Origin of the sequence: Jeotgalicoccus halotolerans, from assembly GCF_003387165.1 — a bacterium.
Classification (GTDB): Bacteria; Bacillota; Bacilli; order Staphylococcales; family Salinicoccaceae; genus Jeotgalicoccus; species Jeotgalicoccus halotolerans.
In genome coordinates, this window is the sequence record NZ_QUMW01000009.1 from 497612 (window position 1) to 519792 (window position 22181).

General features: G+C 41.8%; 24 protein-coding genes. 2 read left to right on the forward strand and 22 right to left on the reverse strand.

What is annotated here, in order from left to right; all coding sequences use genetic code 11:
- Positions 1 to 85: 85 nt before the first annotated feature.
- The 4 genes from rpoD to ccpN are packed head-to-tail and all read right to left on the reverse strand — an operon-like array spanning position 86 to position 4423.
- Positions 86 to 1192: an RNA polymerase sigma factor RpoD gene (rpoD, locus tag DFR63_RS03745; protein ID WP_115884394.1), complete on the reverse strand. Its 1107-nt coding sequence runs from the start codon at positions 1190 to 1192 to the stop codon at positions 86 to 88.
- A 25-nt stretch (positions 1193 to 1217) separates the two neighbouring features.
- Positions 1218 to 2969, reverse strand: coding sequence for a DNA primase (gene dnaG / locus DFR63_RS03750; RefSeq protein ID WP_115884395.1), 1752 nt, complete (start codon positions 2967 to 2969; stop codon positions 1218 to 1220).
- 4 nt (positions 2970 to 2973) lie between these two features.
- A complete protein-coding gene (locus DFR63_RS03755) occupies positions 2974 to 3798 on the reverse strand; it encodes a pyruvate, water dikinase regulatory protein (RefSeq protein WP_115884396.1) in 825 nt (274 codons plus the stop codon).
- Between the two features lie 7 nt (positions 3799 to 3805).
- Positions 3806 to 4423 carry a transcriptional regulator CcpN gene (ccpN, locus tag DFR63_RS03760; RefSeq protein WP_115884397.1) on the reverse strand — a complete coding sequence of 206 codons (618 nt, stop codon included), beginning with the start codon at positions 4421 to 4423 and terminating at the stop codon, positions 3806 to 3808.
- 299 nt (positions 4424 to 4722) lie between these two features.
- Here ccpN and DFR63_RS03765 point away from each other — a divergent pair, with 299 nt between their 5' ends.
- Both DFR63_RS03765 and DFR63_RS03770 read left to right on the forward strand, forming a co-directional pair.
- On the forward strand, positions 4723 to 6099 hold the full coding sequence (locus tag DFR63_RS03765; RefSeq protein WP_115884398.1) for a glycine--tRNA ligase: 1377 nt from the start codon (positions 4723 to 4725) through the stop codon (positions 6097 to 6099).
- A 68-nt stretch (positions 6100 to 6167) separates the two neighbouring features.
- Positions 6168 to 6773 (forward strand): SCO family protein, encoded by a 606-nt coding sequence (locus tag DFR63_RS03770; RefSeq protein WP_211313776.1) that lies wholly within the window; start codon positions 6168 to 6170, stop codon positions 6771 to 6773.
- Between the two features lie 207 nt (positions 6774 to 6980).
- Here DFR63_RS03770 and recO read toward each other — a convergent pair whose 3' ends face one another.
- The 18 genes from recO to hemW all read right to left on the reverse strand — a co-directional run bounded on the left by recO (position 6981) and on the right by hemW (position 22176).
- On the reverse strand, positions 6981 to 7724 hold the full coding sequence (gene recO, locus DFR63_RS03775; protein WP_115884400.1) for a DNA repair protein RecO: 744 nt from the start codon (positions 7722 to 7724) through the stop codon (positions 6981 to 6983).
- Positions 7725 to 7738: 14 nt separating this feature from the next.
- Positions 7739 to 8647, reverse strand: coding sequence for a GTPase Era (era, locus tag DFR63_RS03780; RefSeq protein ID WP_115884401.1), 909 nt, complete (start codon positions 8645 to 8647; stop codon positions 7739 to 7741).
- Positions 8647 to 9054, reverse strand: a complete 408-nt coding sequence (gene cdd, locus DFR63_RS03785; protein WP_115884402.1) for a cytidine deaminase — start codon at positions 9052 to 9054, stop codon at positions 8647 to 8649. The genes era and cdd overlap by 1 nt, the downstream gene beginning before the upstream one ends.
- A 12-nt stretch (positions 9055 to 9066) precedes the next feature.
- Positions 9067 to 9411 (reverse strand): diacylglycerol kinase family protein, encoded by a 345-nt coding sequence (locus tag DFR63_RS03790; protein ID WP_115884403.1) that lies wholly within the window; start codon positions 9409 to 9411, stop codon positions 9067 to 9069.
- On the reverse strand, positions 9407 to 9868 hold the full coding sequence (ybeY, locus tag DFR63_RS03795) for an rRNA maturation RNase YbeY (RefSeq protein ID WP_115884404.1): 462 nt from the start codon (positions 9866 to 9868) through the stop codon (positions 9407 to 9409). The genes DFR63_RS03790 and ybeY overlap by 5 nt, the downstream gene beginning before the upstream one ends.
- Positions 9865 to 10818: a PhoH family protein gene (locus tag DFR63_RS03800; RefSeq protein ID WP_115884405.1), complete on the reverse strand. Its 954-nt coding sequence runs from the start codon at positions 10816 to 10818 to the stop codon at positions 9865 to 9867. Before DFR63_RS03800 ends, ybeY begins: the two co-directional genes overlap by 4 nt.
- A gap of 280 nt (positions 10819 to 11098) precedes the next feature.
- A complete protein-coding gene (locus DFR63_RS03805) occupies positions 11099 to 11812 on the reverse strand; it encodes a hypothetical protein (protein ID WP_115884406.1) in 714 nt (237 codons plus the stop codon).
- Between the two features lie 13 nt (positions 11813 to 11825).
- Positions 11826 to 12833 (reverse strand): flotillin-like protein FloA, encoded by a 1008-nt coding sequence (gene floA / locus DFR63_RS03810; RefSeq protein WP_115884407.1) that lies wholly within the window; start codon positions 12831 to 12833, stop codon positions 11826 to 11828.
- Between the two features lie 18 nt (positions 12834 to 12851).
- On the reverse strand, positions 12852 to 13535 hold the full coding sequence (locus DFR63_RS03815) for an NfeD family protein (RefSeq protein ID WP_115884408.1): 684 nt from the start codon (positions 13533 to 13535) through the stop codon (positions 12852 to 12854).
- 125 nt (positions 13536 to 13660) lie between these two features.
- Entirely contained in the window at positions 13661 to 13837 is a 177-nt protein-coding gene (gene rpsU, locus DFR63_RS03820; RefSeq protein ID WP_026858185.1) for a 30S ribosomal protein S21, read from the reverse strand.
- A 101-nt stretch (positions 13838 to 13938) separates the two neighbouring features.
- Complete coding sequence (deoC, locus tag DFR63_RS03825) at positions 13939 to 14610, reverse strand: deoxyribose-phosphate aldolase (protein ID WP_115884409.1); 672 nt, start codon at positions 14608 to 14610, stop codon at positions 13939 to 13941.
- 46 nt (positions 14611 to 14656) lie between these two features.
- Positions 14657 to 15373, reverse strand: coding sequence for an RsmE family RNA methyltransferase (locus tag DFR63_RS03830; RefSeq protein ID WP_115884410.1), 717 nt, complete (start codon positions 15371 to 15373; stop codon positions 14657 to 14659).
- Positions 15373 to 16308: a 50S ribosomal protein L11 methyltransferase gene (prmA, locus tag DFR63_RS03835; protein WP_115884411.1), complete on the reverse strand. Its 936-nt coding sequence runs from the start codon at positions 16306 to 16308 to the stop codon at positions 15373 to 15375. Before prmA ends, DFR63_RS03830 begins: the two co-directional genes overlap by 1 nt.
- A gap of 3 nt (positions 16309 to 16311) precedes the next feature.
- Entirely contained in the window at positions 16312 to 17436 is a 1125-nt protein-coding gene (dnaJ, locus tag DFR63_RS03840) for a molecular chaperone DnaJ (RefSeq protein ID WP_115884412.1), read from the reverse strand.
- A gap of 84 nt (positions 17437 to 17520) precedes the next feature.
- Positions 17521 to 19359: a molecular chaperone DnaK gene (gene dnaK, locus DFR63_RS03845; RefSeq protein WP_115884413.1), complete on the reverse strand. Its 1839-nt coding sequence runs from the start codon at positions 19357 to 19359 to the stop codon at positions 17521 to 17523.
- 27 nt (positions 19360 to 19386) lie between these two features.
- The gene (grpE, locus tag DFR63_RS03850) at positions 19387 to 19998 is read right to left on the reverse strand and encodes a nucleotide exchange factor GrpE (RefSeq protein ID WP_115884414.1); all 612 of its coding nucleotides are present in this window, start codon (positions 19996 to 19998) and stop codon (positions 19387 to 19389) included.
- Positions 19999 to 20001: 3 nt separating this feature from the next.
- Positions 20002 to 20970 carry a heat-inducible transcriptional repressor HrcA gene (gene hrcA, locus DFR63_RS03855; RefSeq protein ID WP_115884415.1) on the reverse strand — a complete coding sequence of 323 codons (969 nt, stop codon included), beginning with the start codon at positions 20968 to 20970 and terminating at the stop codon, positions 20002 to 20004.
- A 93-nt stretch (positions 20971 to 21063) separates the two neighbouring features.
- Complete coding sequence (gene hemW, locus DFR63_RS03860; protein WP_115884416.1) at positions 21064 to 22176, reverse strand: radical SAM family heme chaperone HemW; 1113 nt, start codon at positions 22174 to 22176, stop codon at positions 21064 to 21066.
- Positions 22177 to 22181: the final 5 nt, after the last annotated feature.

Here is a 22181-nt window from a genome sequence, read left to right on the forward strand (position 1 = left end):
CTCATCTGTTATTCATGTTATCTCATATATAATTGTATCTCAAATTGTGTCAAAGTCAAAACAATTTTGAGAAAATTTTACACTGTTAATCCATAAAGTCTTTTAATTTCTTGCTTCTCGATGGATGTCTCAGTTTACGAAGGGCTTTCGCTTCAATCTGTCTGATACGTTCGCGGGTAACACCGAATACTTTCCCTACTTCTTCCAGTGTGCGTGTACGGCCGTCGTCGAGACCAAAACGGAGACGGAGAACATTTTCTTCACGATCCGTTAAAGTATCGAGCACATCTTCAAGCTGTTCTTTTAACAGCTCATAAGCTGCGTGATCCGACGGACTCTGTGCTTCCTGGTCTTCGATAAAGTCCCCGAGGTGGCTGTCATCTTCTTCACCGATAGGTGTTTCAAGTGATACAGGCTCCTGGGCAATTTTAAGAATTTCACGTACTTTTTCAGCAGGCAAATCCATTTCCTCGCCGATTTCTTCCGGAATCGGTTCGCGGCCTAAGTCCTGCAGCAGCTGACGCTGTATACGAATCAGTTTGTTAATCGTTTCGACCATGTGCACAGGAATACGGATTGTTCTCGCCTGGTCGGCAATAGCGCGTGTAATCGCCTGACGAATCCACCATGTTGCGTAAGTCGAGAATTTAAAACCTTTAGTAAAGTCGAATTTTTCTACCGCTTTAATCAGACCCATATTACCTTCCTGAATTAAATCGAGGAAGAGCATACCGCGCCCGACATAACGTTTTGCAATACTTACAACAAGACGGAGATTCGCTTCTGCCAGACGGCTTCTCGCGATGTCATCGCCCTGTTCGATGCGTTTAGCCAGTTCGACTTCTTCAGCAGCTGTCAGTAAATCAACGCGCCCAATCTCTTTAAGATACATACGGACAGGGTCGTTAATTTTAACACCCGGAGGTGCACTCATATCGGAGAGATCGAGTTTTTCATCTGTATCAGCCGAATCTTTTTCATTAATCATCTGGATTTCATTTTCGTTCAATTCTTCGAAAAATTCGTCCATCGCATCAGAGTCCAGTTCAAAGTTCGCTAATTTATCGGCAACTTCCTCATGGGACAGCTGGCCATCTTTTTTACCTTTTTCAAGCAGGTATGCCTTTGCCTGTTCGACAGTTGTGAAATCAATTTCTTTAATGTCAGCTGTAATTGCTTTTTTCTTCGCCATACTGTGCCTCCTAGTTATCAAAAAACTACATTTTGTAAATCCGGTTAAGCTCAATCAGTTCCTGAGTCAGCTTAATTTGCAGTTCTATATCGTTTTCCCGTTCCGCAATTTCAAGCCTGCGGTTTAATTCCTGCTTTTTGTTTTCACTATTTCTTATACCACTTAAATCTTCCAGATAATCATTTATTTCACTATGTGAGACATCTTCATGAATCGACATGCCGTCGAGTTCTATCAGTGTGTCCGTCAGTGCAGGATCAAGATAATTAAGGGCAAGAGAAAGATCGAAAACTGTATGCACCTCAAAATAAGCACAAAGTCCTCTTATTATATCATAATAAGGCCCGTAAGTTAAGACATTCGCATCGAGTGTTCCCCTGTATTCCAGCAGGAATTCGCGGTTTGTCATCATAATTCTCGTGACGTAACGCTCTTTTTTCTGGCGCAGCGATAATTGCTGTTCTACAGGTCCGGGTACGGCGTAATCGGACTTTTGCCGGACTGGTGCCGGAATTTGTCCGGACAGCGCATGCTTATTCACTCCGAAAATAGAGCTGATTGTTGCAACCAGCCGTTCTGCTGTTAAAGAATCTGTGATATATTTCAGATCATTTGCCAGAAGAGTTAAATTCTGCGTAAATTTCATATCGTTTTCTTTCGATTCATGGCGCAGAACTTCTGCTTTAAAGTGCAGATAATGCTGCTGCTCATCTGCGATAAACTGCTCAAACTTTTCTTTTCCGTACGTTTCTATATATTCATCAGGGTCCATTTTCTTAGGAATTTTCTGTACGTAAACATTCATCCCCCGCTTGAGAAGCGTGTCGCCGACTTTCAGAGTGGCGTTCTGTCCCGCAGAATCCCCGTCAAACATAATTGTGACATTCGAGGAGAGCCGTTCCAGCAGATTTAAATTTTCCTGGCTGAGCTCCGTTCCCATAGTCGCAACAATGTGCTGCACTTTAGTCATTTTAACTTTCAGTACATCGAGATGGCCTTCCATTAAAATGATATTATCGAGCTTCCTGATATGTTTTCTTGCATCATTTAAGTTAAAGAACAGTTCCCTTTTTTTAAATATTTCAGTTTCAGGCGTATTTAAATATTTTGGCTCACTGCCGTCGATGCTTCTCGCTGTGTAGCCGACACGGTGACCCTGATGGTTCTTTATCGGAATCATAATCCGGCCGACAAAACGGTCGTAATACGAAAAGTTTTCCTCGTTTCTTGACAGCAGGCCTGCCTGATATGCCGTTTCTTCGTTATAGCCCTGTTCAAGCAGGGCATTTTTTGCAAAGTATGACATATTCGGCGCAAAGCCTATTTTTTCAGAGCGGATAAGTTCCGTGCTGAAGCCGCGGTCGAGCAAATACTGCAGCGGTTTTTCACCTTCGCTCGTGTTCATAAGCAGATGATGGTAAAGATCTGTCATATAGTCATGCATACGGATCAGCGTCATGTCGCTTTCTTTTACGCTGCTCGTTTCTGTATCTATTTTTATATTCAGCGGTTCTCCGAGTTTTGCAGCCGCTTCAGCGAATGACATATTCTCAATTTCCATCAGAAACTGGAATACGTTCCCTCCTTTTTTACAGCCGAAACAATGTGCAATCTGCTTGTCCGGACTGACGGAAAAGGACGGTGTTTTTTCATCATGGAACGGACAGAGACCAACATAGTTGCGCCCTCGCCGTTCAAGTTTAATATAACTTGCAACTAACTCGGTAATGTCGGTCTCATCTTTTATTTTCGCTATGGTTTCCTCGGGTATTCTCAAATTATCACCCTCTAATATTACTCTCGCTGTCCACATACTTCATAATGGCATTCGCAGTTTCCTCGATTGCTTTATCCGAAACATCTATAACCGGACAGCCTATTTTGCCAATAATTTCATCAAAATAAACCAGTTCATCTTCAATGCGTGTGCTGTTCGCATACATCGCAGTGTCTTTTAAGCCGAGCTGACTTAAGCGCTCTTTGCGTATTTTATATAAAGTTTCCGGATTAATTCTGAGTGCCACACATTTCTTTGGATCGACATCGAACAATTCAGCCGGCGGCTTTACTTCCGGTACCAGCGGCACATTCATTACTTTGTATTTTTTCAATGCTAAAAATTGTGACAGCGGCGTTTTAGATGTTCTCGAAACACCAAGCAGAACGATATCCGCCTTGTCAAGACCGCTTGTGTCTTTGCCGTCATCGTATTTTACAGCAAATTCTATCGCTTCTATTTTTTTGAAATAATCTTCGTCGAGGCGGTGCACTCTGCCGGGCTCATTGTACGGCTCGAGTCCTGTAGCCTTCGCTATTTCATCCATCAGCGGGCCCATCACATCGATATAGGAAATATTTTCTTTATCGAGTTCCGCGGCCATATATTTTCTTAAGTCAGGTGTAATTAAAGTATAGACGACTAAAGCATTTTTGCTTTTTGCTAAATCTATTACATCGTCGACGTCGTCCGGGCTGTCTACGTACGGATAACGGTCGATAACATTATCGGGCGCGTCGATTTTAAATTGTGACAGGGATGCTTTCGTAACGAGTTCGCCTGTTTCTCCGACCGAGTCTGATGCAACAATTATTTTAAAATTCGACATTGATTATTCACTCCATTAAATTTACAAATACTTTTGTAATATTGGTTTTTGTAATTCTGCCTATCACTTCAATTCTGCCGTTAACTTCTTTAACAACGGGCAGAGAATCAATCTGTCTGTCGATAATTTGTTTGGCCACATATAAAAGAAGATCATCCGGATAACACATCGTAATGTTGGGTCTCCGGGTCATCACTGCACTGACCGTCGTGTTTTCTGTATCTTTGAAACTCATCGTCCCTTTTAACAGATCTTTTCTTGAAATAACACCGGCAAGCGATTGTTCATCATCGATCACGTACAGGGTGCCCACATCTTCTAGGAACATTTTGACGATGGCATCATAAATACTGGTTCCGGTCGTAATTAAAATCGGCAGACTCTGAACATCACGGACTAATATATTATTTACTTTAAGCGCGATAACATCATTCGTTTCTTTGCCGGTATAAAAATATCCGACACGGGGTCTAGCATCGAGAAAGCCGGACATCGTCAATATAGCCAGATCCGGACGTAAAGTTGCACGGGTCAGGGAGAGCTGTGCTGCAATTTTACTACCCGTAATCGGCCCGTGCTGTTTAACTATGCTTAATATTTTTTCTTGGCGTTCATTCAGTTCCACGTTCTCACTCCCAACATATAATATTATATAATATTTGCCGGGATAAAGAAATATCATCGTACTTGCATTCATTCTGTTCTGATTATATAATAGCCGTAAGCGAGTTAAGGACGGTGTGAGCTTAACAATTTAAATGGCGCAATCATTAACTGACAAAAGCAATTAATTTATATTTAAAAGCGAGTTTTCTTACTAAATTGGGTGGAACCGCGGGCAACGCTCGTCCCTGGATAGCATATTTCTGCTGTCCGGGGACTTTTTATATATAAATTAATAATAAAAAAGGAGCTGCATTAATAATGAACATGGACACAATTGTAAACCTGGCAAAAACAAGAGGTTTTGTATTTCCGGGCAGTGAAATCTACGGCGGTCTTGCCAACACTTGGGATTACGGTCCGCTTGGTATTGAGCTGAAGAACAACGTTAAAGCGGCATGGTGGAAAAAATTCATCCAGGAGTCACCTTACAACGTGGGACTTGATGCTGCAATCTTAATGAACCCGAAAACCTGGGAAGCTTCAGGTCACTTAAATAACTTTAACGACCCGATGATCGACTGCAAACAGTGTAAATCGCGTCACCGTGCCGACAAACTGATTGAAGATGTTATGCAGAAAGAAGATGACACTTTCGTTGCAGACGGTTTATCATTTGAAGCAATGAAAGAAATCATCGATGATAAAAACATCGACTGCCCGACTTGCGGCGCTCATGACTATACTGATATCCGTCAGTTCAACTTAATGTTTAAAACATTCCAGGGTGTAACAGAAGGTTCGACTAACGAATTATTCCTTCGTCCTGAAACTGCACAGGGTATTTTTGTTAACTACAAAAATGTTCAGCGCACAATGCGTAAAAAACTGCCATTTGGTATCGGCCAGATTGGTAAATCATTCCGTAACGAAATCACACCGGGTAACTTTACGTTCAGAACACGTGAATTCGACCAGATGGAACTCGAGTTCTTCTGCAAACCGGGAACTGAAATGGAATGGCAGAGCTACTGGAAAGATTTCGCTGTTAACTGGCTGAAAGATTTAAACTTAAGCGAAGATAGAACGCGTCTGAGAGAGCATGATGAAGATGAATTATCACACTACTCCAATGCAACAACTGATATTGAGTATAAATTCCCGTTCGGCTGGGGTGAACTCTGGGGTGTTGCGAGCCGGACAGATTATGATCTCCGTCAGCACATGGAACATTCGAACGAAGATTTCAGATATCACGACCCTGAAACTAACGAGAAATATATTCCATACTGCATTGAGCCGTCACTCGGTCTTGACCGTATGACACTTGCTTTCCTTACAGATGCTTATGATGAAGAAGAACTTGAATCAGGCGACTCACGCACAGTACTGCGTCTGCACCCTGCTCTTGCACCGTTTAAAGCGGCTGTCCTGCCTTTATCGAAAAAATTAAGCGCTGATGCTATGGGAGTCTACAGTCTTCTGGCAGCAGACTTTAATATTGAATTTGACGAGTCGCAGTCAATCGGTAAACGTTACCGCCGTCAGGATGAAATCGGTACACCGTACTGTATTACATTCGACTTTGACTCAGCTGAAGATAAAAAAGTAACTGTAAGAGACCGCGATACGATGGAGCAGTCGCGTATTGCAATTGACGAACTTCACGATTTCCTGTCATCAAGAATCAAGTTTTAACTGCTGCGGTGCCTCAATTTATTGGGGCACCCTTTTATACATATATTAAATTTTAATGGAGGATGCTTATGTTCAGAACTACTCTGCTGCTTTCACTGGTGCTGATACTTGCTGCATGCGGCAGCGATGAAGTTGAGCCGATGTCTTACTACGGCAATACGCTCGAGAATTTTGAAGCTGTGAACCAGCATGACGAAACATTTACATCCGAAGATATGGACGGAAAAGTCTGGCTCGCCAACCTTATTTTTACTGAATGTGTGACAGTATGTCCGCCGATGACGCAAAATATGACTGAACTGACACAGGAACTTGCCGAAGAAAATATCGAAGATGTCGGTATCATCAGCTTTTCGGTAGACCCTGATACGGATACACCTGAAGTGCTGAGCGAATATATGAGCTGGTATAACCCTGCGGATAATATCGAGTGGCAGCTGCTTACAGGATATGACTTTGAATACCTGCGGGATTATGCCCTTAACAATTTCAAATCGATTGTAAAACTGCCTCAGGACGGCTCCAATCAGGTATTACACGGGACAGCAATATATTTAGTCGATGAAACCGGCAAGCTGATTAAAGACTACACAGGCGTTGATGCAGGAGATAATACATTCGAGACAGAAGAAATTGTCGAAGATGTTAAAACGTTGACTGGTAATTTAGATTAATAGTTTATTTTAAAAAGCACTTGATTTTCAAGTGCTTTTTATTTTGCGTATACATGAGACCTCGTCATGACTACGCAAGTTGCTATCCGTATACATGAGACCTCGTCATGACTACGCAAGTTGCTATTCGTATACATGAGTCTCTATCATAACTACTGAAAAAGAAATACGTATACATGAGTCAATCTCATGTATACGTATTTATCTTTACTGCGGATCTATTAATTTCCTGCTTCTGAAATATACACCGCTGTATTCAGCGTACAGCATTTCAATAAACTTAAGCAGCTGTTTGCCGATGTCTTTAGATATTTGAATGCTGTTAACATCATCGAGTTTCACCGATTTCAAATACAGCGCAAAATACAACACTTTGTTGCTGACAGGTATGGCGCGTTCCAGCGTTTCTTCGGTCAGACAGTCATGACAGATAACATTGTGATATTTAAAAGAATAGTGGCTGTATTTTTTATAATCACTTCTGCCGCATACTGCACAGCTGTCTAAATTCAGCTGCCCGCCGTAGGCAGGCAGCATTTTTATCAGCACAAGAGAAGTTACTCCAAGGCTTTCATTGCCGTCATCCAGCAGTTTGAAGCCTTTTTTCAGCAGTCTGTAAAAACCGGGTTCTGCTCTGTCATCTTCCAGCGCTCTCGTAATTACTTCCAGTATATAACTTGCGTGTGTATATAAATCAAAATTACCGTTCACATTCTTATACCGTTCGGTCACATCGACATCGTTCAGTGTGCCCATGCCCTTAAAGCGGTTATAGGTAAAGAGTGCTTCAAGGTAGCCCTGCCGCAGCGTAATAAACTGATTCTTAGGTTTGTTAAAGCCCCGTGCCATCAGCGGAACCTGTTCTCCGCTTTCAGTCAGTATAGTAATAATCCGGCTGGACTCGCTGTAGCTTGTCTGCCGGATCATCATACCAGTCTGTTGATAGATCATTATCTCACCCAGTTTTAATATTCTTCGTCTTTATACCCGAGAGATCTTATAAAGGTCGGTTTATTGCGCCAGTCTTTCTGTACTTTTACCCAAAGCTCGAGATACACTTTGCTTCCGAGCAGATTTTCGATATCCATACGCGCTTCGCGTCCGATTTCTTTCAGCATCTTGCCGCCTTTACCGATAACCATTCCTTTTTGCGACTCGCGTTCAACGTAAATAAGCGCTTCGACTTTTACTTTGCCGCCGTCATCGTCGCCTTTCATTTTCAACACTTCAACCCCAATTGCGTGAGGCAGTTCCTGGCTCAGCTTATGCAGAGCCTTTTCACGAATCAGTTCGCTCACGATAAAATGCTCGGGATGGTCAGTGATCCGGTCTTCCGGATAATACATCGGTCCTTCAGGAAGATGCGATTCGATAACCGACAAAAGACGGTCAATATTATTACCCTGCAGCGCTGAAATCGGCACAACATCACTGAAGTCCAGCTTGTCTTTGTAGACCTCAATCTGTTTGATTAAATCATCCGGATGAATTAAATCGATTTTATTTAGCACTAAGATAATCGGTGTCTTCGTGTTTTTAAGCATATCGATAATAAATTCATCGCCGCGTCCGATTTCTTCAGCAGCGTTAATTATAAACAGGATAACTTCTGTTTCACGAAGTGTATTCCGCGCGACTTTCATCATATGCTCCCCGAGCTGGTGTTTCGGCTTGTGTATCCCCGGTGTATCGATAAAAATCATCTGGGCATTGTCTTTTGTATATACCCCTTGTATTTTATTTCTTGTTGTCTGCGGTTTATCCGACATAATTGCGACCTTTTGACCAAGAACCTTGTTCATAAATGTAGATTTACCTACATTCGGCCGTCCAATGATGCTGACGAAACCTGATTTAAAACCGTTAAAATTCATTAATCCATATCCTTCCCGCTAAAACCGAGCGGCAGCAGATCATCTACCGTCCGTTTTATTACTTCACCGGATTTGCTCGTTAAGTAAACCGGCATCTCATCATGGCATAATTCTTTCATTACCTGCCTGCAGACACCGCAAGGGCTCGCAGGTTCAGGTGCGTCTGTAACGATTACAATCGCTTTGAACTTTCTCTTATTATTAGCATATGCGCTGACAAGCGCAGTGCGTTCTGCACAGATCGAGGCAGGATACGCAGCATTTTCAATATTCGTTCCGTAAATGTACTCATCATCTTCAGTAATCAAAAGAGCACCTACGTTAAACTCAGAATAAGGTGTGTATGCCCGCGATTGCGCTTTTTGCACTTCAGCCAGCCATTCTTCTTTAAATAATCCATCATTCATCTGACGTCCCCCTTATATAAAAAAATACGGTATGAGGATAACCATACCGACGATTACAGCATATACACTTGCAAGCAGCACTGCCGCTGCTGCAATATCTTTCGCATAGCGGGCAAGTATATGGTAATCGCCGGTAACTAAATCCACCGTGTATTCAATTGCACTGTTTATTGCTTCTGTAATCAATACTAAAAAAACAGCAGTTATTATAAACAGCCATTCCACTGCAGTGATATTGACTGCAGCACAAATACAAATGGCCGCAGCTGCAAAAATCAGATGCAGTAAAAACTTTCTATCCTTTTTAAACAGCTGAAAAAGTCCATGGAGAGGATGCTTAAACCGGTCCGGATTAATCGCGTGTCACACCGAATGCATTTAATATTTCTTCTTGTTTACCGTTCATTACAGCTTCGTCATCGCTCTCCATATGATCGTAGCCTAAAAGGTGCAGGAATCCATGTAGTGCGAGGAAAAGAAGTTCACGGCGATAGCTGTGACCGTAATCTTCCGCCTGTTCTTTTGCACGGTCTGTACTGATTACAATATCTCCGAGAGTACGAGGCGCCTCGGCATGAATAATATTCATGTCATCTTCCTCAAGCGCAAAAGAAATTACATCTGTTACGCTGTCTTTATCCCGGTAATCCCTGTTGATATTTTGAATTTCTTCATTTGAAACGAAAGAAACAGATACTTCTGCATCGCCTTCTTCTTCAAGATGGCCGTAGGCGAAGGTTAACAATTCCGATACTTCTTTAAGCTCAGCATCATTGACAAAATTATCATCGTTAATAAAATCTATATTAATCATAGCTGTGTATCCTTTTCATACGCAAGAATTATTTTAGAAACAAGCGGATGTCTGACAACATCTGTTTCATCCATGCGTTTAATAGCGATTCCTTTAATATTCTCAAGCCGTTTTACAGATTCAACCAGCCCGCTTTTTGTGGAGCCCGGCAGGTCAATCTGTGTTTCATCGCCGGTAACAATCATCTTCGAGCCGAAACCGAGCCGGGTTAAAAACATTTTCATCTGCATTTCAGTCGTGTTCTGCGCTTCATCGAGAATAACAAAAGCTTCATTCAGCGTACGTCCGCGCATATAGGCAAGCGGAGCAACTTCAATCACGCCGCGCTCAATTAAGCGGTCAGTCGTTTCGACACCGAGAACTGCGTGAAGACCATCGTACAGCGGTCTCAGATAAGGATCCACTTTTTCTTTTAAATCACCCGGCAGAAACCCGAGATTCTCGCCCGCTTCTACTGCAGGACGCGTCAGCACGATGCGCTTAACCTGGTTTTCACGAAGCATCTGACAGGCGATTACAACAGCTAAAAAAGTTTTCCCTGTACCTGCAGGCCCGATACCGAAAGTTAAGTCATGCTTTCTTATACTATCGACATACTGACGCTGCCCTGTAGTTTTCGCTTTAATACTTTTACCTTTAACATCTTTAGCAATTTCCTCGTTATAAAGATCTTGTAAATATTCGATGGTATCATTCTTTGCCATCATCGCAGCAGACTGTACATCTCTTAATGAAATCGACATACCCCGCTGGATTATTTTTAATAAATGAAGCAGCACATCTTCAGCGAGTTCGACATTCTCTTCATCATCGCCGCTGACAGTAATTTCATTGCCGAGCGTATGAATTTTAACGCCGAATTCCTCTTCCAGGTATGTGATGTGTGAATCATTTGCACCTATTAAAGCCTGAGCTTCGTCAAGGCTGTCTATATTAATAATATTAGGCATTTACAAACCCCTTTATAATAAACTTGTCTATTTAAATTTACCACTATCAATAGCGTACTGCAATTATTTCAGACACATATGAGCGGCGGTCAAAGCGATGGGAGCTGGAGTAGACATGAGACTATCAAGCCAACCCCAGAGCGCCCGGATACGCATGAGACCCAATCATGCTACCCCGCAGTCTCAAAATACAAAACAGTTCCTGCCGCCAAGAAAATCAGCTGTAAAAATTAAAAACCGGACGGGGAATCCCATCCGGTCAGCGCTGTGTTTATAATCATCAGCCAAGCTTCTTATTCGTTTTCTGTTTAGATTTCGGTTTTCCGAGAATCTCCGACATAATAATACCGTTAACAAATGATTTTGAATCAAAGGATAGATCATCAGATGATATTGAAGTATCGGAGGCACTCTGCCTGCCGTGTTTATGCATCTGATTGGCGTCATCATCATATGAATAGCGTACTTCATCTGCAATATCACGTCCGAGGCCTGCTGTTTTTTCAGTACGCTCGTCGTAACCTTTAGTATACACATTTTCTTTTGCTTCCGAAGCACGTTTCGCATGCTTTGAACGGTCTGTAATACGTTTTTCAATATCAGAAATATTCTGGGATGAATTCGCGCGTTCGCGCGCGGTCTGAATTGTTTCTCGCACCGGCCGCTCTGAAGCTTGTCTTTCCGGACGACTGTTTGGAGCCGTTTCGCGGCTTCTGGATGGTTCTCTCGGCGAGGGTTTAGATTCTGTGCGTGTCTGTTGTTCCGAGTTGTTGAATTCTTCATCAAATGCCTCTTGCAGCGTCTGGAAGAATCCTTTTTGTTCATTTGTTGTCGTCTCACGGTCAGGCTGCCTGCTGCGCGGCGCAGTGTTTTGTCTTCTATCCAGTTTAGAAGTATCAATATTGCGGTCGCCTTCTTTGTCTTTGTTGTTTTTACTGCCGATGATTGAAGAGACTATACCGAGGACGATAATTAGTAGTGGAATAAGTTCCATACTATATCACACCCTATTCTTCTTCGTTAAATTGTGTAGGGTTTGTCATTTTATTTATTGAATCTCTCATGCTGGTATCTGCTTCAACATTCTTCAGATCGTAATAATCAGTTGCTGAAATATTTCCGTCTTCTAATGCTTTGGCAAATGCAAGAGGTACTCTGGATTCTGCTTCTACTACTTTCGCTCTCATTTCCTGTACGCGGGCTTTCATTTCCTGTTCCTGCGCTACAGCCATTGCACGGCGTTCTTCCGCTTTAGCTTGTGCAATATTTTTATCTGCAACAGCCTGTTCAGTCTGAAGATCCGCACCAATGTTTTTACCGATATCCACATCTGCAATATCGATTGAAAGAATTTCAAATGCAGTACCTGCATCTAAACCTTTCGATAAAACAGTTTGTGAAATACGTTCCGGATTTTCCAGCACTTCCGCATGCTTGTTGGAAGAACCGATAGTTGAGATTACCCCTTCACCGACCCGGGCGATGATCGTTTCTTCACCGGCACCACCGACAAGGCGTTCGATGTTTGCTCTCACTGTAATTCTTGCTTTTGCTTTAACTTCGATACCATCAACAGCAACACCAGCAATGAATGGTGTTTCGATAACTTTCGGGTTGACACTCATCTGTACTGCTTCAAGCACGTCACGGCCTGCAAGGTCGATTGCAGCACAGCGTTCAAATGTTAAGTTAATATCCGCACGCTGAGCAGCGATTAAGGCATCGACAACACGGTCGACGTTACCGCCGGCTAAAAAGTGAGATTCAAGCTGATTCGTCGACAGCTGAATACCCGCTTTGTGCGCTTTAATCATCGGCTCGATAACACGTTTAGGTTTAACACGTCTTAAACGCATACCCACCAATGTAAAGATACCTACTTTAACACCAGCAGCAACTGCTGAAATCCATAAACCGATTGGAACAAATGACAGGATAAATGCAGCAACGATAATAATTACTACGAAAATCAGTAATGTTACGAGTGCACCGCCTGTAATAAATGCTAAATTCATTCTCCACTCTCCTTGTTTTTAATCTTCCGTTGGTCTGACAACAATTCTCGTACCTTCCACAAAAATAATTTTAACCTTTACATCACTCGGAATATACGATCCTTCGGCAACAGCATCGATTCTTTCATCACCGAGACGGATTGTCCCGGAGGGTCTTAAAACCGTATGTGTCACCGCCATTTTACCGACTAAATGCGAGCGGTCATCAAATGATGTATACCCCGATTCCTTGTCCGTTGCATCATTTAAAATCAACCGATTTAGAAAAGAAATTTTACGTTTCTTATGTTTCACAAATATCACCCACTCTATTATCACCATAATTAAAATTACGGCTAAGAAAATACTGTATAGAACTGCATTGCCGCTGACTGTTAATATACTTACTCCAAATACGATAATTCCGATAAGCCCGAGCAGTGTTCCAATAACAAAAAATTCAATTAGAATAAGAAAACCGCTGAGCAGAATCAGGATTAATGTCAGCATATTGCCGCCGCCAGTAAGAAGGTGACCCGAGAAAAAGATAAATATCGACAGAACAGCAAGAATGCCGATAATATTAACTCTCTGCGAGAAGAGCTGATACACCACACCAAGGAAGAATATTGATAATAATAGAAATGCAACAACGGGTGAAGTTACAACATCTATATAAAATTGAATTGAGTCTTTAATTATATATAAATATGAACCGCCCATGTACATCCCTCCTGCTTCCGATTATACATTAACTGCGGGTAAATGAGAAATGTAGATACAAAAAAACAGCGTACAAAATGTACGCTGTTTTTATAATATATCACTTATCAGAGGGAAGAGTGATATTACTTGAACTTACGCTTACGCGCAGCTTCAGATTTCTTCTTGCGTTTTACGCTTGGTTTTTCGTAAAACTCTCTTTTACGTGCTTCTTGAATCGTACCGTTTTTAGATACTGTACGTTTGAAACGACGAAGAGCATCTTCAATTGGTTCGTTTTGCTTAACAACTGTTTTTGACATTTGTTTTCCCTCCCTCCGATAATGCAAAAGGCTAATTCACATAGACTATACTATGTACTTTAATATTATAATATACTAGATTTGTTTCAGTCAACTGTAATTTAATAATCGCTCTCTGAAACTTCTCCATTAACAATTGCGATTCCGCTTGAAGCGCCGATTCTTGTAGCTCCGACTTCAATCATCTTTTTGGCATCCTCATAAGATCGTACGCCGCCGCTTGCTTTAACGCCCATGTCTTCGCCTACTGTCAGGCGCATAAGCGCAACAGCTTCCACACTGGCTCCGCTGCCATTAAAGCCGGTAGATGTTTTAACGAAATCCGCACCTGCTTCTTGTGCTAATCTTGAAGCAGTCACAACCTCATCTTCTGTAAGCAGTGACGATTCAATAATAACTTTAACAAGTGCTTCTTTATTAGCAGCATCTACGACGCTTTTAATATCTTCTTTTACGTAATCAAAATTGCCTGCTTTAAGCTGGCCGATATTAATTACCATATCCACTTCATCAGCACCGTTTGAAATAGCATCTTTAGTTTCAAATGCTTTAACTTCTGATGTAGTTGCACCGTGAGGAAAACCGATTACTGTGCATACTTTAACTTCGCTCTCAGCAAGCTTTTCTGCGGCAGTTTTAACCCAAGACGGCTGGATACAGACGCTGAAGAAGCCATGTTCATGCGCCTCGTCACACAGTACTGAAATCTCTTTATCAGTAACTTCCGGTTTTAATAATGTATGGTCGATATACTTTGCTGCGTTCATTTTAATGACACTCCTAATAATTTATATTCATCGTAATGATACCACAAATGAGTTATTCATAGTAACTTCCAATTACAGAAAGTGCATAGAGCGGCGCTGTTTCCGCTCTTAAAATTCTGCGTCCGAGTGCGATATTCTCATAAGTTTTAAAAATATCAGCTTCTGTTTCGGTAAAACCGCCTTCGGGCCCAAACACAACAGCAATCGTCTTTACACTGGTGCGCGCGAGAATATCTTTTATTGAACTGCCGGTAAGATTGTTATCCTCATAAGCAAATAATACAAGATCATATTGTGTGAAATCAATAGTTTTCAGTGCTCCGACAAATGAAATGCCAGGTATTTTAGTGCGTCTGCTTTGTTCAGAAGCTTCTCTCGCAATCTTTTCATAGCGCAAAAGCCTGCTCTTTTCTTTTTTAGCATCCAGTTTAACGACGCTGCGTTCAGCTTTATACAAGATAAAGTGATGAACCCCGAGCTCGGTCGACTTCTGAATGACAAGATCCATCTTGTCTCCCTTTAAGAAGGGTGAATACAATGTAATATCTACCGGAAGCTCCACTTCACTCTCTATTTTTTCTATCACTTCATATGATACCGGTTCAAGATCAGTCAGCAGGACGAGATAAGCATTGCCCTCCCCGTCGACTACATTAAACTTATCTCCGGCTTTGGCGCGCATTACATTTCTAATATGATGCACATGCTCATCGTCCATAACAAACGTTTCATTAAGCGAGACTGTTCCTTTGATAAAATACCGCTGCATTATGCCACCTTCAGAGCCGATATTGCGACCCAGCCTTCTTCTTCAAGAACATCAGTAATTGAGAACCCTGCCTGTTTCATATGCGTGATAATATCATCTCGTTTTTCAACGATAATGCCGGACGCGATAAAACGTCCGTTATTATTCAGCAGTTTGTAAGCATCATCAATCATATCATCTATAATATGTGCAAGAATATTTGCTACGATAACATCATAATTTTCGGTTTCATCTTTTAACAGATCGGCAGGCATGACCGCAATATCTTCCCCGCAGTCATTTAAAGCAAAGTTCTCTTTTGAAACCTGCAATGACAATTCATCAATATCAGTTGCTTTAATATCTCTTGCGCCGAGTAAATAAGCACCAATTGATAAAATCCCGGAACCCGTACCGACATCAATTACTTTGTCCGCTGGATTTATTACATCTTCAAGAAAAGTCAGACACATGCTCGTCGTGGCATGATCGCCAGTTCCGAAGGCCATGCCGGGATCAATTTTAATCACTTTATCGCTGTCGGCAATTTCAACATCAGCATACTCCCATGAAGGAACGATTAAGAAGTTTCTGCCGACTTTGAAATTATGAAAATATTTCTTCCACTCATTTTCCCAGTCCATCTCATCTATGATGCTGGTGCTGATTTCAATTTCTTCTTTACGAACAAGAGGTGTTTCACTGATAAACTGTTTGATTTCACTAAGCTTGCCATCGATATCATGTGTTTCATCAAAATAAACGAGTATACGTATGTCACTGTCCGGATAGTCTTTCGGATTCAGCCGGAATTTCTCATCAAAATCCTCAGTTTTAGCTTTTAATATATCAACAGAATGTTCGATTGAAACACCTTTTGCGATTGTATTTAAGAATATTGAAAACTGTTCTTCGTTCTCTTCTTTAGTGCTGATACTGACTTCATGCCATTTCATAGTTTACTCACCTTTAAAGAATCGTTTTGTTTTATCAAAAATATTTTCCTGCTGCTCACTGATATTCTCACCGTTTATATCTGCCAGTTTCTTAAATACTTCCCGTTCCTGTTCAGACAGTCGCGTAGGCGTAACAACAGTCACTGTTACATACTGGTCGCCGTAGCCGAATCCCTGGACGTTTTTCACACCTTTTTCTTTCAGTCTGAAGCGTCTTCCGGACTGTGTGCCGGCAGGTATGGTCAGCATGACTGACGAATTGATTGTCGGAACTTTCAATTCATCACCGAGAGCGGCCTGGGCGAATGAAATTTTAAGCTCATAATGGATATCATCGCCGTCACGAGTAAATTTAGCATCCTGCTTAACTCTGAATACGATATACAGATCTCCTGCAGGTCCGCCGTTAATACCAGGTTCACCTTGACCCGACAGACGTATCTGCTGGCCGTTGTCAATACCTTCCGGCACTTTCACTTCGATATCAACATTTTTCTGAACTGTGCCGTGACCTTTACACTTATCACACGGGTGTTCGATTTCCTGGCCCGTGCCTCCGCATGTAGGACATGTGCGCTGTGTCTGTACACGGCCGAATGGTGTATTTTGTTCTACTGAGACGTTACCTGCACCTGAACATGTTTTACATGTAGATTTTGACGTACCGGGTTTAGTACCTTCGCCGTCACAGACGTCGCAGACTACATCTTTTTTAATCGTGACTGTTTTAGTCGCGCCGAAGACAGCCTCATCAAAAGTAACCGTCATCGTATACTGGAGATCGTCACCTTTTCTAGGAGCATTCGGATCTCTCTGGCCGCCGCCGCCGAAAAACGAACTGAAGATATCTTCAAAACCGCCAAAGCCTCCGGCACCGCCGAATCCTCCACCGCCGCCGAAGCCGCCCTGGGAATTCATACCCTCATGTCCGAAACGGTCGTACTGCGCACGCTTATTGTCGTCAGACAGCACTTCATACGCTTCAGATACTTCTTTAAATTTTTCATCAGACCCGTCTTTCATGTCCGGGTGATATTTCTTTGATAATTTACGATATGCTTTCTTTATTTCATCTTGTGTTGCGTTTTTATCTAAACCGAGTATTTCATAAAAGTCTCTTTTAGCCACAATTTTTCCCTCCAACAGTCAATATAATACCATTTAAAAAAGTCAAAGCCAATGCGTTTGGCTTTGACTTAAGTGTTGAAGATTTTATTTTTTATCTTCTTCGTCATCTACTTCTTTATAATCCGCATCGATTACATCGTCATCAGCATTATCTGCTTCTGCACCTGCATCCGCTGCGCCTTGCTGCTCTTCGGCCATTTGTTCATAAAGTTTAGTTGTAACTCCTTGAACTGCCTGCTCAAGCGCTTCTTTTTTAGCTTTGATTTCATCTAAGTCAGTACCTTCAAGAGCTGTTTTCAGTTCTTCTTTAGCACTGTCGATTTGTTCTTTTTCTGATGCTTCAACTTTGTCGCCGAGATCTTCGACAGCTTTGTCAGCAGAGAAGATTAACTGGTCAGCTTCATTACGGAGCTCAGCTTCTTCTTTTTTCGCTTTGTCAGCATCGGCATTTTCTTCAGCTTCCTTAACCATTCTGTCGATATCTTCATCAGTCAGGTTAGAGCTTGATTCGATAGTAATCTTCTGTTCTTTGCCTGTACCTTTATCAGTAGCAGTAACGTTTACAATACCGTTTTTATCGATGTCAAAAGTAACTTCGATTTGCGGTACACCTTTTGGTGCTGGCGGCAGATCCGTTAACTGGAAGCGTCCTAAAGTTTTGTTGTCGCTTGCCATCGGTCTTTCACCTTGTACAACGTGAATGTCTACTGCAGGCTGGTTATCAGCTGCCGTAGAGAACACTTGTGACTTGCTTGTAGGAATTGTCGTATTTCTTTCGATAAGAACTGTAGATACATTCCCCATCGTTTCAATACCTAGTGATAATGGTGTAACGTCTAGAAGAACTACGTCCTGAACATCACCTGTGAGCACACCGCCCTGAACTGCTGCACCCATCGCTACTACTTCATCAGGGTTCACACTGCGGTTAGGTTCTTTGCCTAGTTCTTTCGTAATTGCATCCTGAACTGCAGGAATACGAGTTGAACCGCCGACTAAAATAATTTCATCAATGTCAGATTTGCTGATACCAGCATCTTTAAGCGCCTGTCGCACAGGTCCCATAGTTCTTTCAACAAGTCCGTGAGTCAGTTCTTCGAACTTCGCACGTGACAGAGTGGTTTCAAGGTGCAATGGTCCTGCTTCGCCCGCTGAGATGAACGGTAATGAGATTTGTGTAGATGATACACCTGATAAATCTTTTTTAGCTTTTTCAGCTGCATCTTTCAGACGCTGCATTGCCATTTTGTCTGTGGATAAGTCAATGCCGTTTTCAGCTTTGAAAGTGTCGACCAGGAAATCGATAATTAAATCATCAAAGTCGTCACCGCCGAGACGGTTGTCACCTGCAGTTGCAAGTACATCGAATACGCCGTCGCCAAGTTCCAAAATAGAAACGTCAAACGTACCGCCGCCAAGGTCAAATACTAAAATGTTTTCTTCTTTATCCTGTTTATCGAGACCGTATGCAAGAGCTGCTGCAGTCGGCTCGTTAATAATACGTTCCACTTCAAGTCCTGCAATGCGGCCAGCGTCTTTTGTCGCCTGGCGTTCTGAGTCATTGAAGTATGCCGGAACTGTAACGACAGCTTTCGTTACTTTTTCGCCTAAATAGCTTTCAGCAGTTTCTTTTAAGTTTTGTAAAATCATCGCTGAAATTTCCTGCGGTGTATATTCTTTATCTTCTACTTTTTCAACATGGTCTGTACCCATATGTCTTTTAACTGACATAATCGTGTTCGGGTTTGTAATTGCCTGGCGTTTAGCTACTTCGCCGACCTGGCGCTCACCGTTTTTAAAAGATACTACAGAAGGCGTTGTACGGTTACCTTCAGCATTTTGTATTACTTTAGGTTCTCCGCCTTCTAAAATTGATACTACTGAGTTAGTTGTTCCTAAGTCTATACCGATTACTTTACTCATTTATATATTCCTCCAATTAATTTATTATTATTCGCTTACTTTGACCATTGTCGGTCTGATGACACGGTCTTTTAATATATAACCTTTTTGGAATTCTTCAATCACAATATTACTCTCTGTATCAGACTCTTCGGTCATCACTGCCTGATGGAAGTTCGGATCGAATGGCTGGTTTAGAGCCTCAATTGCTTTAATCTCATGTTTTTCAAGTGTTTCAACAAGATTGTTGTACACCATTTCAACCCCTTTGTGGAGAGCGTTGAAACTTTCATCTGTTCCTTTAATAGCGAGCGCACGTTCCAGATTATCGATTACCGGCAGCAAGTCTTCTGCAAACTTCTGATCTTTATACTTATTGTTCAGTTCAGTTTCCTGACGGTTGCGGCGTTTAAAGTTTTCAAACTCAGCATAGAGTTTCAAATACTTGTTCTCGCTTTCCTCAAGCTGCTCTTTCATAGAAAGAAGTTCGTCTTCTGCTGATGGTTCAGAGTTTTCTTCAGAAGTTTCCTCTGCTGATATCTCTTTTGCAGTATCCTCTGGTTTTGTGTTCTCTGTTTCAGTTTCTTCCTGCTTCTTTGTTTCTTCAGCAGCAGTTTCAGCAGTTTCGTCAACTTTTTCTTTTTCTTCTTCGTTAGTCAATGCCTACACTCCTTTTTTAAATGAGTGGAGTAATTTAATAACATGTTTGTAGCCCATCAGTTCCGGGCCGACAACAATTAAATTACCACTCAGTCCAGCGTGGTCAAAATTAGTTGTAATGACTGAAAGTGATTTATAACTTTCATCCAGTTCATCACCGAAGTAAATATTCACATCGTTTGATGCGAGCTGCTCAACAGATTTATACAGCGCTTCCGATTCGATATCGCCGTATAAATGCTCGAGTGTTTCTACTTCGTTTCTCATGTCCTGCAGTAAATAATTAAAACCCGCATGACCAATCGTTCGTTTCTGCACTTCAACTGATGCCATAATTTGTGCAGTCACCTGGTCGTACAGATCTTTTATACCCGGCGGGACGTGAGGATTGTTCTTTAAGATGACACGGGTGTCGCCAATATTTTTATCGAGCAGCAGCTCGTTAAAAATATTGCTCAGTTTCTGGAAATCATCAATCGTTATATCACGGCCCATTTTAACAGGCATCTGCCTGACTGTTCCGCTGTTTAATACGATAATAGCAATGCTTGCAGTATCAGTCAGCGGAGTTATATAAAGACCTTTAACAGTTTCATTATCCGCTGTGAGCGACACCTGAGTTAAATACTTCGTCCTGTCGCTGATTGTCAGTGCAAGTTCATCGGTTAAATTCTCCAGATTGTCCGTGTCAGAAAAAAGCTCAAAGGACTTTGCCGGTGATTGTTCAATATTCAGTTTAAGTTCTTCGATGTAAAATTTCAGTGCTTTTCTCGAGGGCACACGTCCGGATGACGTATGCGTCTTAATTAAAAAGCCTTCTTTTTCAAGTGCAGCCATTTCATTTCTGATCGTCGCGCTTGAAACATCGAAATTATATTTGTCCAGTAAATATTTAGAACTGATAGGTGTCATTACATTTAAGAAATCATCTACGATAAATGTAAGTATGATTTCCTGCCTTTCTGTCAGCAAAGAATCACCTCTTTAGCACTCTTTCTTCCCAAGTGCTAATTATAATTTATCAAATAGGTCAAAGAATGTCAACAATTAAACACGCTTTCTTTTTTACAGTAAAAATTCTGCGAAAACATCGTTGCCAATCATACGTCCCGCTTCGGTTAAGGATATATAACCGCTTCGTCTGTCCAGCAGTTTGCGTACTAATAGATTCTCAAGTACTTTGCCGTATACCGCATCGACCGGGAGACCGTATTTTTCTTTAAAGCGCGCTTCCGAGACACCCTTGTTCAAACGCAGTCCCAAAAACATTTCCTCTTCAAACTTATCATTTTGAGTCAGTTTTAACTGTTCTTTAATGACGGAACCGTGCTCGTTCATATTATTAATATAATGATTCACCGGTTTTATATTGTAGTATCTGGATTCCCCTGTGTAGCCGTGACTCCCAGCGCCGGCACCGATATAGGGCTCGTTCAGCCAGTAAGTTTTATTATGCATCGACTCGAATTCACTCTTTGAAAAGTTCGATATTTCATACTGAGGATAGCCGAGTGCATCAAGACCTCCGATGACTTTATCGTACTTCTCACCTTCTTCAAGACTTCCTGAAATACTCATCTTTCCCTGATTAATCTTGTTGTAGAAAACAGTATGGGGCTCGATAATCAGCGAGTACCATGAAATATGTTTCGGCTTCAGCTCGCTGATATATTTCAGACTCATATCTATATCATCAAACGTTTCCCCCGGGAGATTATACATCAGATCGAGCGAGTAATTTGTCAGACCGATTTTCTCCAAGTGATTAATACTGTTAAAGATATCATCGAAATTATGAGTCCTGCCGAGAACTTTTAAGAGATCGTTATTAAATGTCTGCACGCCTAAGCTTACCCGGTTCACGCCGTAGTTATACAGGACATCGAGTTTTTCTGATGTCAGTTCGTCGGGATTCGCCTCAAAAGTAAATTCATCCGTTACAGTAAAATGTTCAGTCATAAATTTTAAGAGACGGTCAAGCTGTCTGACAGTCAGCGCAGTCGGTGTCCCGCCGCCGACGTATATCGTTTTAAGCGTCTGTTCCTTGTAAGAACCGAGCTCACTGATGAGTGCCGTAATATATTCATCTACCGGCTGGTTTTTAATCAGCACCTTATTGAAGTCGCAATAAGTGCAGATTCGGTTGCAGAATGGGATATGGACATACATGCTATCCATTAAAT

Bases quoted from the DNA above. Each gene is read 5' to 3' on its own strand.
- DFR63_RS03765 (WP_115884398.1), top strand. From the start codon at position 4,723: ATGAACATGGACACAATTGTAAACCTGGCAAAAACAAGAGGTTTTGTA.
- dnaK (WP_115884413.1), bottom strand. From the start codon at position 19,359: ATGAGTAAAGTAATCGGTATAGACTTAGGAACAACTAACTCAGTAGTA.
- DFR63_RS03815 (WP_115884408.1), bottom strand. From the start codon at position 13,535: ATGGGCGGTTCATATTTATATATAATTAAAGACTCAATTCAATTTTAT.
- floA (WP_115884407.1), bottom strand. From the start codon at position 12,833: ATGAATTTAGCATTTATTACAGGCGGTGCACTCGTAACATTACTGATT.
- DFR63_RS03805 (WP_115884406.1), bottom strand. From the start codon at position 11,812: ATGGAACTTATTCCACTACTAATTATCGTCCTCGGTATAGTCTCTTCA.
- DFR63_RS03755 (WP_115884396.1), bottom strand. From the start codon at position 3,798: ATGTCGAATTTTAAAATAATTGTTGCATCAGACTCGGTCGGAGAAACA.
- DFR63_RS03800 (WP_115884405.1), bottom strand. From the start codon at position 10,818: ATGCCTAATATTATTAATATAGACAGCCTTGACGAAGCTCAGGCTTTA.
- rpoD (WP_115884394.1), bottom strand. From the start codon at position 1,192: ATGGCGAAGAAAAAAGCAATTACAGCTGACATTAAAGAAATTGATTTC.
- DFR63_RS03770 (WP_211313776.1), top strand. From the start codon at position 6,168: ATGTTCAGAACTACTCTGCTGCTTTCACTGGTGCTGATACTTGCTGCA.
- rpsU (WP_026858185.1), bottom strand. From the start codon at position 13,837: ATGTCAAAAACAGTTGTTAAGCAAAACGAACCAATTGAAGATGCTCTT.
- ybeY (WP_115884404.1), bottom strand. From the start codon at position 9,868: ATGATTAATATAGATTTTATTAACGATGATAATTTTGTCAATGATGCT.
- recO (WP_115884400.1), bottom strand. From the start codon at position 7,724: ATGATCTATCAACAGACTGGTATGATGATCCGGCAGACAAGCTACAGC.
- cdd (WP_115884402.1), bottom strand. From the start codon at position 9,054: ATGAATGATGGATTATTTAAAGAAGAATGGCTGGCTGAAGTGCAAAAA.
- hemW (WP_115884416.1), bottom strand. From the start codon at position 22,176: ATGGATAGCATGTATGTCCATATCCCATTCTGCAACCGAATCTGCACT.
- era (WP_115884401.1), bottom strand. From the start codon at position 8,647: ATGAATTTTAACGGTTTTAAATCAGGTTTCGTCAGCATCATTGGACGG.
- DFR63_RS03830 (WP_115884410.1), bottom strand. From the start codon at position 15,373: ATGCAGCGGTATTTTATCAAAGGAACAGTCTCGCTTAATGAAACGTTT.
- prmA (WP_115884411.1), bottom strand. From the start codon at position 16,308: ATGAAATGGCATGAAGTCAGTATCAGCACTAAAGAAGAGAACGAAGAA.